The sequence below is a fragment of the Bacteroides propionicigenes genome (assembly GCF_018390535.1).
Classification (GTDB): Bacteria; Bacteroidota; Bacteroidia; order Bacteroidales; family Bacteroidaceae; genus Bacteroides; species Bacteroides propionicigenes.
Genome location: NZ_JAHBBW010000005.1, coordinates 194683 through 211817, shown reverse-complemented (window position 1 = coordinate 211817; position 17135 = coordinate 194683). Strand labels below are relative to the sequence as shown.

Annotated in this window: 13 protein-coding genes and 2 riboswitches; of the genes, 8 read left to right on the top strand and 5 right to left on the bottom strand. The window is 48.2% G+C overall.

The window, feature by feature from the left end; genetic code table 11:
• Positions 1–39: 39 nt before the first annotated feature.
• Positions 40–256, bottom strand: a riboswitch (cobalamin riboswitch).
• A 41-nt stretch (positions 257–297) separates the two neighbouring features.
• Positions 298–507: riboswitch (cobalamin riboswitch) on the top strand.
• 64 nt (positions 508–571) lie between these two features.
• The 5 genes from KG118_RS09290 to KG118_RS09270 all read left to right on the top strand — a co-directional run bounded on the left by KG118_RS09290 (position 572) and on the right by KG118_RS09270 (position 6146).
• Positions 572–811, top strand: a complete 240-nt coding sequence (locus KG118_RS09290; RefSeq protein WP_117712755.1) for a cysteine-rich CWC family protein — start codon at positions 572–574, stop codon at positions 809–811.
• Complete coding sequence (accC, locus tag KG118_RS09285) at positions 777–2288, top strand: acetyl-CoA carboxylase biotin carboxylase subunit (protein ID WP_117712756.1); 1512 nt, start codon at positions 777–779, stop codon at positions 2286–2288. The genes KG118_RS09290 and accC overlap by 35 nt, the downstream gene beginning before the upstream one ends.
• 12 nt (positions 2289–2300) lie before the next feature.
• Positions 2301–2816 carry an acetyl-CoA carboxylase biotin carboxyl carrier protein subunit gene (locus tag KG118_RS09280; protein ID WP_117712757.1) on the top strand — a complete coding sequence of 172 codons (516 nt, stop codon included), beginning with the start codon at positions 2301–2303 and terminating at the stop codon, positions 2814–2816.
• A gap of 2 nt (positions 2817–2818) precedes the next feature.
• A complete protein-coding gene (locus tag KG118_RS09275; RefSeq protein WP_117712758.1) occupies positions 2819–4351 on the top strand; it encodes an acyl-CoA carboxylase subunit beta in 1533 nt (510 codons plus the stop codon).
• Between the two features lie 106 nt (positions 4352–4457).
• Positions 4458–6146, top strand: coding sequence for a putative transporter (locus KG118_RS09270; protein ID WP_117712759.1), 1689 nt, complete (start codon positions 4458–4460; stop codon positions 6144–6146).
• A 17-nt stretch (positions 6147–6163) separates the two neighbouring features.
• Here the strand turns inward: KG118_RS09270 and KG118_RS09265 are convergent, their stop codons facing one another.
• Together KG118_RS09265 and KG118_RS09260 are read right to left on the bottom strand one after the other, a co-directional pair.
• Positions 6164–6907, bottom strand: a complete 744-nt coding sequence (locus tag KG118_RS09265) for a nucleotidyltransferase family protein (protein ID WP_117712760.1) — start codon at positions 6905–6907, stop codon at positions 6164–6166.
• Positions 6908–6910: 3 nt separating this feature from the next.
• Complete coding sequence (locus KG118_RS09260) at positions 6911–8341, bottom strand: RapZ C-terminal domain-containing protein (protein ID WP_117712761.1); 1431 nt, start codon at positions 8339–8341, stop codon at positions 6911–6913.
• Positions 8342–8422: 81 nt separating this feature from the next.
• Between KG118_RS09260 and KG118_RS09255 the strand changes: the two genes are divergently transcribed.
• On the top strand, positions 8423–9802 hold the full coding sequence (locus KG118_RS09255) for a cobyrinate a,c-diamide synthase (RefSeq protein ID WP_117712762.1): 1380 nt from the start codon (positions 8423–8425) through the stop codon (positions 9800–9802).
• A 14-nt stretch (positions 9803–9816) separates the two neighbouring features.
• Positions 9817–10395: a cob(I)yrinic acid a,c-diamide adenosyltransferase gene (locus KG118_RS09250; RefSeq protein ID WP_117712763.1), complete on the top strand. Its 579-nt coding sequence runs from the start codon at positions 9817–9819 to the stop codon at positions 10393–10395.
• Between the two features lie 289 nt (positions 10396–10684).
• Here KG118_RS09250 and KG118_RS09245 read toward each other — a convergent pair whose 3' ends face one another.
• The 3 genes from KG118_RS09245 to KG118_RS09235 are packed head-to-tail and all read right to left on the bottom strand — an operon-like array spanning position 10685 to position 15476.
• A complete protein-coding gene (locus KG118_RS09245) occupies positions 10685–13075 on the bottom strand; it encodes an ABC transporter permease (protein WP_117712764.1) in 2391 nt (796 codons plus the stop codon).
• A 2-nt stretch (positions 13076–13077) separates the two neighbouring features.
• A complete protein-coding gene (locus KG118_RS09240; protein WP_117712765.1) occupies positions 13078–14061 on the bottom strand; it encodes an HlyD family secretion protein in 984 nt (327 codons plus the stop codon).
• A 14-nt stretch (positions 14062–14075) separates the two neighbouring features.
• A complete protein-coding gene (locus KG118_RS09235) occupies positions 14076–15476 on the bottom strand; it encodes a TolC family protein (RefSeq protein ID WP_117712766.1) in 1401 nt (466 codons plus the stop codon).
• Between the two features lie 112 nt (positions 15477–15588).
• Here KG118_RS09235 and KG118_RS09230 point away from each other — a divergent pair, with 112 nt between their 5' ends.
• Positions 15589–17127: a cobyric acid synthase gene (locus KG118_RS09230; RefSeq protein WP_117712767.1), complete on the top strand. Its 1539-nt coding sequence runs from the start codon at positions 15589–15591 to the stop codon at positions 17125–17127.
• Positions 17128–17135 lie beyond the last annotated feature (8 nt).

The window sequence follows — 17135 nt, the reverse complement described above, 5'->3', positions numbered from 1 at the left end:
AGTATGGGGGACATCGCTTCTAATCCTGGAAGTTCAGTGCTCAAGTTGTGGATGTTGGTAGGTATTCTGGCTCTCCTCTGCTTGTATTGCCTTCCCACCGCATTGCTGCGACAGTGGCTTTTGTAGATACAAACATCTTTTATAGAGGATTACAGCTGCAGGTACAGCTCCGGTTTTGCACCGGATTCCCTTACATCGGTAGGCGGATATGCCTTCCCGATTGCCAATTCCGGGGACAAAGATAAAGACTTTTATACATTATTTTGTCTTTTATTCCTAATTAATTTAGATTTTCCTTTATCTTTGCCCCCGAATCGGTTTCGGGTGGACGTATCTGCCATCTGGATTAAAAGGGAATCGGGTGTAAATCCCGGACAGTCCCGCTGCTGTGAAGCTCCGTCATATGAAGTCTTGATAAGAACCTTTGCCACTGATATGTGTTTATATATCGGGAAGGCATCAAGACAAGGAGTCAGTCAGAAGACCTGCCATTCATTAAAGTCTGTCTTTACTCGTGGGATAGGAAGATAGTACGAAGCCAAAGTTAACGTTTTGATTAATGGAATGAGAGATGCCTATGAAAAAGGTATGTCCTCGTTGTGGTGCAACATTTGAGTGCATGCACGACGATATATTACAGTGCCATTGTGCGTCTGTCCGGTTGAATCCGGAGCAATACGCGTATCTGAAAGAAACCTATCCGGATTGCTTATGTAGTGCTTGTTTGAAACAATTAGCAGCCGGAAATATTCCTTATATAAATAAATCAAAAGAAAATGATAAAGAAAGTATTGATAGCGAACAGAGGTGAGATTGCCCTGCGCGTAATGCGCTCCTGCAAGGAAATGGGGATACTGACCGTAGCTATATTTTCCGAAGCCGACCGTGCTTCGCATCATGTAGCGTATGCCGATGAAGCCTATCCGATAGGAGCGGCTGCGGCAAAAGAGAGTTATCTGAACATAGAGAAAGTTATTGCCGTAGCAAAGCATTGCGGTGCGGATGCCATTCATCCGGGTTACGGCTTTTTGTCGGAGAATGCAGAGTTTGCCCGCCGCTGCAAGGAAGAGGGTATTATCTTCATCGGCCCTTCTGCCGAAACCATGGAAGCTATGGGTGATAAGATAGCTGCCCGCAAACGGATGATTGTAGCCGGAGTGCCGGTAGTGCCGGGTACGGAACAACCCTTGCAGAGTGCTGAAGAGGCCGTACGCATCTGTAACGAGATAGGTTACCCGGTGATGCTGAAGGCATCCATGGGCGGTGGCGGTAAGGGTATGCGCCTTATCCACAGTGGAGAAGAAGTGGTGGAAGCATATAATACGGCACGTTCGGAGTCCATGTCCTCATTTGGTGACGACACTGTGTACCTGGAGAAGTTTGTAGAAGAACCGCATCATATAGAGTTCCAGATATTGGGCGATAATCATGGCAATGTGATTCATCTTTTCGACCGTGAGTGTTCGGTGCAACGCCGTCACCAGAAAATTGTGGAAGAAAGCCCGTCACCTTTCCTTACGCCCGAACTGCGCAGGGAGATGGGAGAGAAGGCCGTTGCCGCCGCTAAAGCCGTAAACTACTCCGGTGCGGGTACTATTGAGTTCCTGGTAGATAAGAACAGGAACTTCTACTTTCTTGAAATGAATACACGTTTGCAGGTGGAGCATCCTATTACGGAAGAAGTGGTAGGTGTGGATTTGGTGAAAGAACAGATTTCCGTAGCCGATGACAAACCGCTGCATCTCCGTCAGGAAGACATCTTCCAGCGTGGTCATGCCATAGAGTGCCGTATCTGCGCCGAAGATACGGAAAATAATTTCATGCCTTCGCCGGGCATCATCAAACAATTGACCGAGCCGAACGGTATCGGTGTACGTATCGATAGCTATGTGTACGAAGGTTATGAAATTCCTATTTACTATGACCCGATGATCGGCAAGCTGATTGTATGGGCAACCACCCGCCAATATGCCATTGAGCGCATGCGCCGTGTGCTTTACGAGTATAAGATAACCGGACTGAAAACGAATCTCGCCTATCTGAAACGTATTATGCACGTGCCCGATTTTGTGAAGGGCGAGTATAACACATTGTTCATAGAGAAGAACGCTCGTATGCTGGTGCGTTCCAACGGCAGCAACGAAGAGATAGAGAATGTCGCTATGATTGCGGCTTATATGGATTATTTGGTAAACCTGGAAGAAAATGCTTCGACACAGTTGCCCGACGGACGTCCTATAAGCCGTTGGCGTGAGTTCGGATTGCAGAAGGGAGTGCTGAGAATTTAAAGGATATTATTTATGGAAATACATATTGGAGACCGCGTGGCGGATGTTACGCTGGTCAGTAAAGAGGGAAATAAAGTGCTGCTTACCATTGACGGGAAGCCGTATGAAGTGGATATTGTGATGGCGGAAAACGGAAGCTGTTCCATTCTGCACGACGGGAACTCGTTCAATGCGGGACTGGTGCGCGGAGAAGGCGGAAAGATCTATGACGTGAGCATGTTCTATCGCTCGTATCATGTGGATATTGTAGATACGCAGACCAAGTATCTGCACATGAAGAAAGGAGCGGACGAAAAGCAGGGTGACAAGATTATCGCCCCGATGCCGGGCAAGGTTGTGAGTATTCCTGTGAAAGAAGGAGAACGTCTGGCTGCCGGAGACATTGCCGTAGTATTGGAAGCCATGAAGATGCAGAGCAACTACAAGGTAAATGCGGACTGCATCGTGAAAAATATATTGGTGAACGAAGGTGAGCCGGTAAATGCGAATCAGGTATTGGTAGAATTGGAACTTATTAAAGAAGAATAACCATGAACAGAGAAGAGATATACGAACGTTTTGAGGAATTGGATAAACGCGCCTCATTGGGTGGCGGCGTAGACAAGATAGAAACGCAACATGCCGCCGGACGTATGACGGCGCGCGAACGCATTGATATGCTGCTCGATAAGGGTACTTTCAATGAATTGGATAAGTTGGTTACCCACCGTTGTACGAATTTCGGCATGGAGAAGAAGCAGATGGCAGGCGACGGAATGGTGACCGGTTACGGTAAGATTGACGGACGGCAGGTGTTTGTCTATGCTTATGACTTTACGGCGCATGGCGGTTCGTTGAGCGAGACGAATGCAGCCAAGATTGTAAAAGTGCAGCAGTTGGCATTGAAAAATGGCGCTCCTGTCATTGCCTTGAACGACTCCGGCGGTGCACGCATACAAGAGGGTGTGAGCAGTCTGGCAGGATATGCTTCCATTTTCTATCAGAATACGATAGCTTCGGGTGTTATTCCGCAGATTTCGGCTATTCTGGGGCCTTGTGCCGGTGGCGCTTGTTATTCGCCGGCGCTGACGGACTTTATTTTCATGGTGAAGGAACAGAGCCATATGTTCATCACGGGTCCTGACGTGGTAAAAACCGTTACGCATGAAGAAGTAGACAAGGAAGAACTGGGCGGCGCTTATACGCATAGCAGCAAGAGCGGTGTTACCCACTTTATGTGTAATACGGAAGAGGAGACGCTGATGAGTATCCGTGAACTGTTGAGTTTCCTGCCGTCCAATAATATGGAAGATGCTCCGTTTGTGGCTTGCACAGATGATATTCATCGCCAGACAGAAGCGTTGCAGACCATTATACCGGAAGACCCGAACATGCCTTATGACATCAAGGATATCATCGAACCAGTACTGGATAACCAGTATTTCTTTGAGGTGATGACTCATTTTGCCAAGAACGTGGTAGTGGGCTTCGGACGACTGAACGGACGTTCGGTGGGTATTGTAGCCAATCAGCCGGCTTATCTGGCCGGTGTACTTGACATTGATGCCTCGGACAAGGCAGCCCGCTTTATACGCTTCTGCGATTGCTTCAATATTCCACTGATAACGTTTGAGGATGTTCCGGGATTCTTGCCCGGTACGGTACAGGAGCATAATGGCATTATCCGTCATGGAGCTAAGATTGTCTATGCGTATGCAGAGGCTACCGTACCCAAGATAACGCTGATAACCCGTAAGGCCTATGGTGGTGCGTATATCGTGATGTCCAGCAAGCCTACCGGAGCCGATGTGAATCTTGCCTATCCGCAAGCAGAGATTGCTGTAATGGGTGCGGAAGGAGCTGTGAATATCTTGTACAGAAAGTCTTCTTCCGAAGAGAAAAAAGAGATTATCAAGGAATATGAGGAGAAGTTCTCCAATCCTTATCGTGCTGCCGAACGTGGCTTCATAGATGAAATAATCATGCCTCGTAGTACCCGCTATAAGCTGGTGCAGGCATTGGAAATGGCTCACAACAAGAATCAGAGCAACCCGCCGAAAAAACACGGTAATATGCCTTTATAAATAGTTATTTTTAATGTGTGAAAGTTGGTATCCCCGGAGAAGTGATTTCTGTGGGGGTACTTTTTTACTTGATTACTGATTACCTTATTATATATACGTTGAAACTATGGAATTATTGAGAAACCTCTTTGAAGGATACCCCAATCTGTGGGGTGGCGGAGTGGCACACTCCGTACTTATTTTGTCGCTTGTCATTGCGTTCGGCATTATGCTTGGCAAGATAAAAGTTGCCGGAATATCCCTGGGCGTCACTTGGATATTGTTCGTAGGTATTGTATTCGGACATTTCAACCTAAATCTGGATGAACACTTACTCCACTTCCTGAAAGAGTTCGGATTAATTCTGTTTGTATATTCCATCGGTCTGCAAGTAGGTCCCGGATTCTTCTCTGCTTTTAAGAAAGGGGGATTTACGCTGAACGTACTGGCAGTATTGGTTGTATTTATCAGTGTTTTGATTACCGTGATACTTCATTTGGTAACGGGAATACCTATCACTACTATGGTTGGCATCTTGTCCGGAGCAGTAACCAATACTCCGGGATTAGGCGCTGCACAACAGGCCAACAGCGACTTAAATGGAATTGATGCCCCGGAGATCGCATTGGGGTATGCTGTGGCATATCCTTTGGGTGTTATCGGATGTATTTTGGCATTGCTGGCATTGAAATATTTGCTTCATGTCAATACTCGAAAAGAAGAAGCAGAAGCTGAACAGGGATTGGGACATTTACAGGAACTGACCGTTCGTCCTGTTTCCGTAGAAATACGTAACGAAGCGGTAGGCGGCAAGGCAATAAGGGATATAAAGCCGTTGCTGAACCGAGCATTTGTCATTTCGCGTATACGTCACCATGCCTCCGGAAGCGAGGTGGAACTGGTGAATGCTGATACGGTACTGCATATGCAAGATCAAATCCTGTTCATCTCCAACCCGAAAGATATGGAAGCTATTATCGCTTTTTTTGGTAGGCAGATTAGTGTGGAGTGGGAGCAGGTAGACAAAAAACTGATTTCTCGCCGTATCTTAATTACCAAACCGGAACTGAATGGAAAATCGTTAGCGCAGTTGAAAATCCGCAATAACTTCGGTGCAAGTATCACCCGTATAAATCGTTCGGGAGTGGACTTGGTGGCAACTCCTCATTTGCAATTGCAAATGGGTGACCGGGTGACGATTGTAGGTAGTGAACTGGCAGTCAGTCATGCAGAAAAAGTATTGGGTAATTCTTTGAAACGTCTGAACCATCCGAACTTAATCCCTATCTTTCTAGGCATAGCATTGGGATGTCTTTTGGGAAGTCTGCCTTTCATGTTTCCAGGTATTCCGCAACCGGTCAAATTGGGACTTGCAGGCGGTCCGCTGATTGTATCCATACTTATCAGTCGTTTCGGCCCTCAGTATAAACTGATAACGTATACCACCATGAGTGCTAATCTGATGATACGTGAAATAGGTATCTCCCTCTTCCTTGCATGTGTGGGATTGGGAGCGGGTAAAGGCTTCGTAGATACCATTATTCACGAGGGTGGCTATGTATGGATAGCATACGGTGCGATTATAACGATAGTCCCGTTGCTGGTGGGCGGACTGATAGGACGCTATGTCTGGAAGCTGAACTACTATACACTGATAGGCGTACTTTCAGGAACGAATACCAATCCGCCGGCACTGGCTTATTCTTCGGAACTGACTTCGTGTGATGCACCTGCTGTAGGATATGCTACGGTTTATCCGCTAGCTATGTTTCTACGGGTGCTGACTGCGCAACTTCTGATATTGGCATTGGCTTAATAAAAAGAAGAAGATATTTATTGGTCTGACGAATAATATTTTTCGGCTTTTGCCAGCGTTTCCGGTTTGCCGATGTCGAACCACCGGCAGTCTTGCAACGGATAACCCTGTATGCGAGCTGTTTCGCAGACAGACAGATAGAAGGGGATAATGGAGAATTTTCCGGTCCATTCACCGTTTTCCATATAGTGAAAAAGGGAAGGGGATATGACATGGATACCACCGAAAGCCATTTCCTTGTACTGTCCTTCTTGGAAAATGAGGCCTTCCGGTTTGGTTTCACCTGTGGACTTGTTTATCCAGCCATGCAGGTGGTTGGTATCATCCAGCAGCAGGTAGCGGGAGGTCTGCCGTTGGCTGACGAGCAGTGTAGCTTCCGCATTGCTTTTTTGGTGATGTCTGTATAACTCTGTGAGATTTATATCTGAGAGGATGTCGGCATTGTGCACTAAAAACGGTTCGTTGCTTTCCAAGAAAGGACGTGCTTTCTTTATCCCTCCACCGGTGTCGAGCAACATATCCCGTTCGTCACTGATGTGGATAGTGATGCCGAAATCATTATTGGCACGAAGAAACTCGATAATCTGTTCTCCGAAATGGTGGATATTGACTGTAATATCATTGAATCCGGCATCTTTCAGTCGTAGAATCACTCGTTCCAACATCGGCTTTCCGGCTACGGAGACGAGTGCTTTGGGTGTGTGGTCTGTCAGCGGACGAAGGCGAGTACCCAGTCCGGCGGCAAATATCATTGCTTTCACTGTTTACCTTTTTGCGCTAAAGTTTTGTTCTATATTCTGTTCTCTGTGCATCAAATTCACTTGTACGCCGAATTTTTTGTTCAGATGTTCAGCGAGATGCTGCGCTGAATATACGGAGCGATGCTGACCGCCCGTACAACCGAAACATATGGACAGGTTAGTGAAACCGCGCTCTATATACCGTTTTACGGATGCGTCTACCAAGGCATATACGTGTTCGAGGAAGACAGTGATTTCTCCGTCCTCTTCGAGGAAGCGGATAACAGGTTCGTCGAGTCCGGTGAAAGGCTTGTAACGTTCGTATTTACCGGGGTTGTTCACCGCACGGCAGTCAAATACGAAGCCGCCGCCGTTGCCGGAAGAATCTTCGGGAATGCCTTTTTTGTAAGCAAAGCTGGTGACCTTGACTACCAGACGGCGTTTTTGCAGGTCGTCGGTGAATTGTTTCAGTTCGGTCAGTTCGCGCAGTACTTTGCAGAGATACGGATATTCGGGATAGGGCTCTTGCAATAGCTGGCGCAGGTTTTCGATGGCGAAAGGTACGCTTTGGATGAAGTGGGGCTTCTTCTCGAAGTAGCCGCGGAAACCGTATGCGCCTAATACCTGCATGGTGCGGAACAGTACGAAATGACGGAGTTGGGCATAGAAGTAGTTTTCGTCCACCGGTTGGTACTTGCGCAAGGCTTCGATGTACTCTTTCAGGAGTTCTTGGCGCAGGCTGTCGGGATAGTTGGCTTTGGCTTGCCACAGGAATGAAGCCACATCGTAGTAGACAGGCCCTTTGCGTCCGCCCTGAAAGTCGATGAGCCAAGGTTCATCATCCTTAATCATTACGTTGCGGCTTTGGAAGTCACGATACATGAAAGTAGCGGAACTGCTGCGAAGGAGTACGTCCGTCATCTTCTGGAAATCGTCTTCCAGACGGTCTTCTTGGAAATCCATGCCGGTTGCCTTGAGGAAACAGTATTTAAAGTAGTTCAAGTCCCACAAGATGCTGCGGCTGTTGAACTCTGCCTGCGGGTAACAATAGGAAAAGTCCATGCCGTCGGCTCCGGCAAATTGTACGGCGGGCAATAGCCGGATGGTTTTGCGCAACAGTTGCTTCTCCTCTTCTCCGAATACGCTCGTCTTGCGTCCTTTCTCGATGGCATTGAATAAGAGAGTGTCTCCCAAGTCTTCTTGCAGATAGTAAACATCATCTTCGGAACGGATAAAAACTTGAGGTACGGGCAGGCCTTTTTGGCGAAAATGTTCTGCCATATAAAGAAAGGCACGGTTCTCTTCAACGGATTCACCGCTGACACCTATTAGTGTAGGTGTACCTGTGAGGCGAAAGTAGCGGCGGTTGGAGCCGGAAGAGGGAAGTTCGTCAATGGTTTCGGGTTCGTGCCCGGTATGTGAGATATAGAGTTTTTTAAGTTCTTCGGTTATCATAGCGTTTTTTTTTATATTTGGCAGCTAAGATAAGGGTTTTGTCGGAGATATTTTTACCTTTGCCTAAAAATCCATATAGAAATGTGTTCCATTCCTCAAATTCTCATAGCCGCCCCTACATCGGGCAGCGGAAAGACTACCGTAAGCCGCGGACTCATGGCTTTGCTGACACAAAAAGGGTTGGCGGTGCAGCCTTTTAAATGCGGACCGGACTATATAGACACCAAATATCATGCGGCTGTATGCGGACGCGCTTCCATTAATCTGGACACGTTTATGGCTTCCGCCGAACATATACGTGGACTCTATGCACGCCACGCTGCTCCTGCAGATGCCTGCATTGTGGAAGGGATGATGGGGATGTTCGACGGGTACGATCGTGACCGGGGCTCTTCGGCGGAGATAGCACAGCTGTTGCAGCTTCCTGTAGTGTTGGTGGTGGATGCCAAATCTGCCGCTTATTCAATGGCTCCTTTATTGGAGGGATTCATTCATTTTCGTCCGGAGATACGGATTGCGGGAGTGATATTCAATCGTGTAGGGTCGCCCCGACATTATGAAATGCTTCGGGAAGTGTGTACCGAGGTAGGTGTCACCTGTTTGGGGTATCTTCCAAAGACAAAAGCGTTGGAACAGGAATCGCGTTATTTGGGGCTTGATTTCAGTCAGTCTAAAGGTACGGATACCATCGGTACTCTGACGGAGTTACTGGAACAATATGTGGATTGGAAACTATTGTTGGAAAAAACGGCTCTTCCGTTACAGAAAGTGCCGGAGGAAAAGGACAAGACAATTGTCGGCACTCGGAAACCGGGTGGCCTGCGTGTATTGGTGGCCCGTAATGAAGAATCTTTCTCTTTCATTTATGAGGAGCACTTGGAGATATTGCGTGGGATGGGGAGTGTTTCTTTCTTCAATCCGGAAGAGAATATCCCCATATCGCAGGATATTGATTTGCTGTATTTGCCGGGCGGATATCCGGAAAAGCATTCCCGGAAGCTTGCCGGAGCTTATAAGATGAAAGAATCCGTTCGGGAGTATATAGAGTCCGGTGGCAAGACGCTGGCGGAGTGTGGCGGGCTGATTTATCTTTCGTATGCCGTCGGTTATGACAGGCGGGAGCATGGGGGTAATGACAGCGGGTTCGACAGGATGGTGGGAGTATTCCCTTTTTATATCTCCAATGAGGATGAATGTCGGAAACTGACATTGGGCTATCGCAGTTTCGACTATAAGGGGCAGCATTTGCGGGGGCATGAATTTCATTATACGCAGTTTGGAAAGTTGGGGGCAGCTCCCGATGACAGTAAGAAAGAACTGTATATTCCGCCTACTGCCGCACAGGCGTATAATGCCAAAGGACAGCCGGTGAGTACGCCTGTGTTTCGCTACAAGAACACGATAGCAAGCTATACGCACCTTTACTGGGGAGAGACGGACATAATGAGATTATTTGAATAACAATGTGCTGAAAGATGAAAAGAGTATATACCCGTACGGGAGACAAAGGGACAACCGGCATTCATGGCGGAGCGCGTGTTCCCAAAGATGATATTCGTATTGAGGCAAATGGCTGTCTGGACGAATTGAATGCCGTGATAGGAATCGTGCGTTCCATGCTTCCTGCCGAAGACGATTGGCAGGAATTACTGCACACCATCCAAAAGGAATTGATGGTAGTGATGAGCCATGTCGCTACCCCCGATGATGTATTGAATCCTAACTTCCTATCTGCCGCACAGCTGACCGCACGCTGCGAACAGGAAATGGATGCCATGACCGCTGAATTGAAGGAAAACGGTTATTTTCTTCTGCCGGGCGGAACTCCTGTCTCTGCGCAGCTGCATTTTGCCCGTACAGTGGCAAGGCGTGCCGAACGACGTTTGTGGACATTGCATCGCCAATCTCCGTTGAATGAAGATATATTGTGTTTCGTGAATCGCTTGTCTGATTTCTTTTTTGTCATGGCACGCGCCGAGATGCAGCGGCAGGACTGGTCGGAAGAGAAATGGCAGGAGTTTGCTTATAAACGGAAAAAAGGTGGAATCAAATAGTAACTTTTTCTTAATTCCTGTCACTGATTTGTTAACAGCAGCCTATTCCTATTAAACCATGTTATAAGTTGGGCTACAACTTTCGTATAATTTGGAGATTCCCGAAATGTCCGTATATTTGCAATGTGTTTTTCATAGTATTAGATTTAAGGTTAACAAAAAGATTGGCTGTCTGGGATAGATAGCCTTTTTTTATGCCCGTTTTTTTGTGTTATTCCATTTCTTCTATGGGCATATGATGTACATCAAAAAAAGTTTTGCCAGTGTTGCAAATTCCTTTTGACATACATCAAACGGAATTTGCAACACTGGTAGAATTATAGACCCGCCTTGTAGTGTGTACCGCCCATGCACCGTATACGATTACTTGTACCCACAAAGTCAGCATCTGAGGCCAGATGTCTACCAGATTGGCACCCATTGAATTCAATTTTACGAAAGCGAGTACGGCGGGAGCCACAGGGAATACATAGTGTGCCGCTTGCCAATACCAGGGCATTAGTTCCAACGGGTAGGAGACGCCGGAAAGAAAGATGTAGCCCACTGAAAAGAAAGCTATCATCAGTAGCGGGGCTTCGGAGTCGGTGAACCAACGGGACATAGCAAGCGCAAAGAAACTTGTGGCAAGCAGGAAAGGAATCATCATAGTGACAATGTCCCGACCGCTTCCTATGTTGGGAATGCTGAACAGATGCGGAAGAAGTCCCAACAGGAACATGGAGAACACAACATACAGCATGACATATACGAAAGTTCTTCCCGACACGATGCGCAGCGCATCTTTCAGGGAGCGGACATCCGTAAGGAAAATCCCTTTCCGCCTTGCTTCCGCCTCCTCGCCGGTAAGCATGGCAATCACCATCAGCATCGTCTGGAAGATGATAACAATCATTACAGCGGGAATCAGATAAGAGCCATACCCCTCGGTGTAATTGTAGAGAGCTGTTCCTGATACACTGACGGGGGCAGACGATGCAACAGCCAGCAACCCTTGCGGTGGCAGGAAAACAGCTCCGGCAGGTCGGTGGGCATCGTTTACGGCAAGCATTACGCGTGAACTTGCCTCTTGTAATCCCTTGAAGTTGAGAAATGCGTTGGTTGCGGCATAAAGAGTGAATACGGATGTTTCGCCGCGTGCCACACGTGCCTCGAAGTCGGAAGGTATGTAGAGTATGCCGGTCACTTTACCTTGCTTCATCCATTCGCGCGCTTCGAGGATATTGGGTGTCTGTGCATAGACCGAAGTCTGCGGAGCGGCATCCAGCCAACGCACATACTCCCGGCTGAGTGCGGAATGAGAGAGGTCTACTACGGCAACGGGGGCTTTGCGCACCAAATTAGGAGCGTACATATAGTTGTAGAGCAAACCGTATAGGAATATGCCGCCTGCCAGTACCAACAGGATTGCGGGATTGGTGGAGATGGCTTTCCATTCGTGGCGGATAATATCGCTTAAGGAGGATATCTTGTTTTTATCCGCATGGAGATGGGGCAACGTATTATCTGCGGCGACCGTTCTCTTTATCCACCAATTCAATAAAGGCAGAACCGATACTGCCAACAATAGGAATACCAGTAGTATGGCTACCGATTGCCAGAAGTAGGCAAGACCTGCATTGAAATAAATCATGGCCTGTGCCGCTTCGGTGAAGTGGCGTACCGGAAACAGGTAGGATGCAGCATGGACAGGCGCATACATGGCGGTTACCGGAAAGGTGACTCCCGACAGGGTAGCTCCCAATGAGCCTACCATTGAAACTACACTGATGATATAGGCTATCTTGGGAAAGATAGAGAATATCACTACCGCCAATGCTTGTGTTGCCATGACGAAGAGTACCGTTACGCTGTTCATCAGCCACAGGCTGCCTTGAAAGGGGATGTGTAACGGCCCGAATAGCACGTAGTTTGCCAGTATGCCTATTATTGAGAATATAAGGGTGTAGGGCAGCAACTTTCCTACAACAGCGACAAAGATATTGGCGTTTTGCAGATTGCCGGAATCTTTTCCTGCGGGTATGGCAGCCCGAAGCCAGTCTTGTGTCGTGCCAAACTTGAATTCGCTGCCTATGGCATAGACCGTTACAAGTAGAATCAGTATTTGAAACAGGACGAAGAAAAACGGTTGGCTCAGATAGATGGAGTAATCCATATCCGGGTTATAGAGCGGATGCGTGCCGGCTTCTATCGGGAGAAGGAATGTTTGCATCCGGTTTTGTTCCACTCCCAATGCCTCTGCCCGCACGATAATGGGGGATAGCGCCACGGGGGCAAGCGTGGTTTCAAAGGCGGCCATTAACTCGCTTCCTACTGAAAGAAGAGCGTAGTGGTAGTAATAGCTCAGTGACGCATCCGTCCCACTGACGGCCTTTTGCTCGAACCGGGGCGGGATGGATAAGTAGCCGTATATCTCTTTCCGCTGCAATGCTTGGCGTGCAGAGGCTTCATCGGTAAAGCGCTTCGTGACGCTGAATGTAGGAGCTGCCGATATACGGCGGGAAATGTTGCGTGAAGTGGCTGTATTATCTTGGTCTACAATGCCTATGGGGATGTTCTCCATTTGCCCGTTTCCGAAGATGGTAGCCATAAAGAACAGACAGAACAGGGGCAGAATAATGCACACGCCGAGATAAAGACGGCGGGAGGTTATACGGTGATATTCGCGAAGAAATACATTCATTACTACATTTTTATTAGAACAGACATTCCCGGTCGTAACCCTTCTACCGCTTGTACAGGACGTGCGTGTATTTCAAAGGTTTGCATATCGTAACTGCCTGTTTGTTTGGTGGACTTCCAAGTGGCGAAGCTGCCCAGCGGGCTGATATAGTAGATGCGGAACTCTATGCCTTTTTTGTCGAGGGCGGGAACGTCGGCTTGGAAGGTGCCGCCCATTTGGAATCGGGGCATTAAATCTTCTCGAATATTCAGGACTACGTGTACGTCGCTCATTACTACCAAACTCATAATGGGAGTGCCCGGGGCGACCAGTTCACCGCGTTTGGGAAAGATAGTGGCTATCTGCCCGTCTTCGGGGGCCGTGAGTCTGGAGTCTACCAAGAGGGCGGAGACTTCGTCTACAGTGCTGCGGGCGGCATCTACAAGGCTACGTGCGGCGGCACGGTCTTCGCTTTGCGCACCGTCTACTGCCATCTGATACTGTTGGTAGGCAGCGCGTTCGGCAGCTTGCGCGGCTTTGTACATGGCCTCCACTTCATCCTTGCGTTGCGAGGTGACTACACTGTCCTTGTAGAGGGTGAGAATACGCTGATAGGTGGTTTGGGCAAGGGTGAGGTCGCTTTGCGTCTTGTTCCATAGTTGCCGGGCTGTGGCGACTATCTGCCGGCGTGTACCGGCATCAATCTTTTTGTTTTGCTCTTGAGCCACCTGTTCCAAGGCATTTACTTGGCGGTATTTGGCTTCTATGACAGGGCTGTTGATGACAACGAGTGTGTCACCGGCTTTTACCCGGTCGCCTTCTTCTACGAGAAAGGAATCGATGCGTCCCGGAAGTTTTCCGCTGATACGTATTTCTGTGGCTTCTATCTGTCCTTGCAACACCAAAGGCTGCCGTCTCATAAGTAGCATTCCAATGACCGATATTGCTACGGTAACGACTAAAATGACGATGAATGCAATGCTGATGGTTTTATTGTTGATATTCATTTTTATTACAATTTTTAGTTTTCGATTCTCAATTTATCAAACTGCTCCGGTATGCCGCATAGCGCCAGAAGATTCATCAATGCCACGTCGTACTCGTAATAGGCAGCCAAACGGGCGACACGTACGGCAGACAGCATCGTTTCGGCATCTATCACTTCGGTACTCGTAGCCATGCCTTCGGTGAACGATTTCTTGCGGATACGTACCAGTTCTTCACTCAGTTCGATTGTACTATTCAGGGCGCGTACATTGTCTTGGGCCTTTTGCATTTGCGTGTAGAGTTTGTCGATGCCCACGCTTAAATCGTCTTTGGCTTTTTCTTGTCCTATGGCAAGGGTTTGTCGGGTTATCTTGGATTGGCGTATGCGCTTTTCCCGTGCTAAGCCGTCAAAAAGATTCCAAGTGAATCCTACTCCTATCATGGTGCGGGGAACGAGGTTACTTTGGATACCATGAGCATACAATGTCTGCTTGCCGAACACGGCAATATCGGGCAGGTATCCGCTTTGGTCGATACGGAGCTGTTGCTTGGCGATGTGCGATTGTAACTGCAATTGGTTGACGGTGTAGTTCTCGGTTCGCATGGTTTGCAAGAACTCTTCCTTGGCGGGGAGGACGGCATTTATGAAGAGAGGGGAAGTGGGCTGTATCTCGCAGGTATCGTCCATGTTGAGCAACGTGCACAATGCGTTCTGCAACACTGTGACTTCTTTTTGCGAGGCTTCCAATGAGCGTTGCGCTTCGTCCATGTTTACTTGTGCGAAGAGCCGCCCCGCCTTGTCTATCATTCCGGCGGATTCCAGTTTCAGTGCATTCTCGTAATGGCGTTTCAGGCTGTGGTAGGTATCTTGGCGTACACGCACCACTTCTTGTGCCAGACGTAGTCCGAAATAGCTTTCCGCTAAAAGGGTACGTTGGGTAGCGTCGGTTTGCTCACGGTTTTCGCGTGCCATGTCAATCATTGTGTTTCCTATTTTACCGGCACGGATGCGTTTTCCGCCGGAAAAGACAATCCATTCGGCTGTCAGCCCTACGGTTGTGAGGTTTCGCGGGGCAAGCGGAAAGACAAGTGTGTGGCTGCCTATCTGGTCGAGGATGCTGCTGATGAACCGGTCATCGGGAACAAGGCTGTGTACGAAGTCTTTGGCGGGGTCTGTAAATTGCGAAAGAGGCTGTTTCACTTCTATCTTTTCGGACAGGTGTACAAATGTTCCCGCACCTTGCAGACTGGGATACCAAAGGGCATTCAGCTTGTCACGTTCTGCACGTGCGGCTTCAATACCCTTGTCGGCTATCTTCAGGCTGCGGTTTCCCTGCTGCATTTGCCGCAGGGCATCATCGAAGCTCAGGGAAAGGGGCTGTGCCGTTACGGAAATACCCGTTCCCAGAAGAATAATGAATAAGATTTGTTTCATATGTCAAGTTTTTCGTTTAGGTTTAGAATGATAAACTTGAAACACTCATTCTTTTTTATTGTTCAATCTACCGACCTTTTTGCTACCTTTGTGCTCGGAAATACAAAAATATATGAAGATACTTCACCCTATTATGTTTGCCGGCACAGGCAGTGATGTAGGCAAGAGCGTTATTGCGGCTGCTTTCTGCCGTATTTTCAAACAGGATGGTTACAGGCCTGCACCCTACAAGGCGCAGAATATGGCACTAAACTCGTATGCCACTCCCGAGGGGCTGGAGATTGGCCGTGCACAGGCCGTGCAGGCTGAGGCTGCAGGCGTACCTTGCCATACGGATATGAATCCGTTGCTGTTGAAGCCACAGTCCGACCATACCTCGCAGGTGGTTCTGAACGGTCGTCCCATCGGCAATCGCAATGCTTATGATTATTTCCGCAAGGAAGGGCGTGAAGAGTTGCGCAAAGAGGTGTGCGCCGCTTATGACAGGCTGGCACGGAGATATAACCCTGTGGTACTGGAAGGTGCGGGAAGTATCTCCGAAATTAATTTGCGTGACTCAGATTTGGTAAACCTTCCTATGGCTCTGTATGCCGGGGCGGATGTGATTCTGGTAGCGGATATTGATAGGGGCGGGGTGTTTGCCAGTGTTTATGGCTCGGTGATGTTGCTTCGTCCAAATGAACGTGAACGGATAAAGGGTATTCTTATCAATAAATTCCGTGGAGACATACGGCTCTTTGAGTCGGGCGTCAAGATGATTGAAGAACTGTGCGGTATTCCTGTTGTGGGTGTAGTGCCTTATTATAAGGACATTTATATAGAGGAGGAAGATTCGGTAGCCCTTGCCGCAAAGTCGATGCAGGCGGAACGGGGAAAGGTAAACATTGCCGTTGTGCTTTTGCGCCATCTCAGTAATTTTACGGATTTCAACGCGCTGGAACGTGACCCGCGCGTACACCTTTTCTATACCAATAATACGGATGAACTGGCAAAGGCGGATATTATCATCCTGCCCGGCAGTAAGAGTACGCTTTCCGACCTTTATGAACTTCGCCGTAACGGGGTGGCGCAGGCTGTTGTCCGCGCCCATCGTGAAGGGACTGCCGTACTGGGCATCTGCGGCGGTTATCAGCTTATGGGGCAGGAGATACTTGACCCCGAACACGTTGAAGGAGATATTGACCGCCTGCCCGGTCTTGGACTCCTGCCTGTGAGTACCCGTATGACGGGAGAGAAGGTGACAAGGCAAGTGAATTTCAAACTACTTGAAAGTTGCCGCACCACTGTTCCGCACAGCAACTCCCAACTTTCAACTCCCAACTTTCAATTAAAAGGCTACGAGATTCACATGGGTAGTACCGTTCCCGTAGAGGGTGCGCCTGCCTCTCCGCTGAATCTGTTGGAAAACGGACAGTGGGACGGGTATTTTGCCGATCGCACCTGTATGGGAACCTACATTCACGGTATTCTTGATAATCCGGAATTTATTGATTTCCTGCTCGAACCGTTTGCCGGTAAATTGTCGGAAAAAACAGAGACATTCAACTATCAACAGTTTAAGGAAGAACAGTATGATAAGCTTGCCGAACACGTGCGTCGTCACGTCAATATGCCGCTTATCTATCAGATATTGACAGAGAACCAAATATAGATAGAGAT

Excerpts from the sequence above, each read along its gene's own strand:
- KG118_RS09260 (WP_117712761.1), bottom strand. The coding sequence starts at position 8,341 with ATGATAACCGAAGAACTTAAAAAACTCTATATCTCACATACCGGGCAC.
- KG118_RS09275 (WP_117712758.1), top strand. The coding sequence starts at position 2,819 with ATGAACAGAGAAGAGATATACGAACGTTTTGAGGAATTGGATAAACGC.
- KG118_RS09235 (WP_117712766.1), bottom strand. The coding sequence starts at position 15,476 with ATGAAACAAATCTTATTCATTATTCTTCTGGGAACGGGTATTTCCGTA.
- KG118_RS09290 (WP_117712755.1), top strand. The coding sequence starts at position 572 with ATGCCTATGAAAAAGGTATGTCCTCGTTGTGGTGCAACATTTGAGTGC.
- KG118_RS09270 (WP_117712759.1), top strand. The coding sequence starts at position 4,458 with ATGGAATTATTGAGAAACCTCTTTGAAGGATACCCCAATCTGTGGGGT.
- KG118_RS09240 (WP_117712765.1), bottom strand. The coding sequence starts at position 14,061 with ATGAATATCAACAATAAAACCATCAGCATTGCATTCATCGTCATTTTA.
- KG118_RS09255 (WP_117712762.1), top strand. The coding sequence starts at position 8,423 with ATGTGTTCCATTCCTCAAATTCTCATAGCCGCCCCTACATCGGGCAGC.
- KG118_RS09280 (WP_117712757.1), top strand. The coding sequence starts at position 2,301 with ATGGAAATACATATTGGAGACCGCGTGGCGGATGTTACGCTGGTCAGT.
- KG118_RS09250 (WP_117712763.1), top strand. The coding sequence starts at position 9,817 with ATGAAAAGAGTATATACCCGTACGGGAGACAAAGGGACAACCGGCATT.
- KG118_RS09245 (WP_117712764.1), bottom strand. The coding sequence starts at position 13,075 with ATGAATGTATTTCTTCGCGAATATCACCGTATAACCTCCCGCCGTCTT.
- KG118_RS09230 (WP_117712767.1), top strand. The coding sequence starts at position 15,589 with ATGAAGATACTTCACCCTATTATGTTTGCCGGCACAGGCAGTGATGTA.
- accC (WP_117712756.1), top strand. The coding sequence starts at position 777 with ATGATAAAGAAAGTATTGATAGCGAACAGAGGTGAGATTGCCCTGCGC.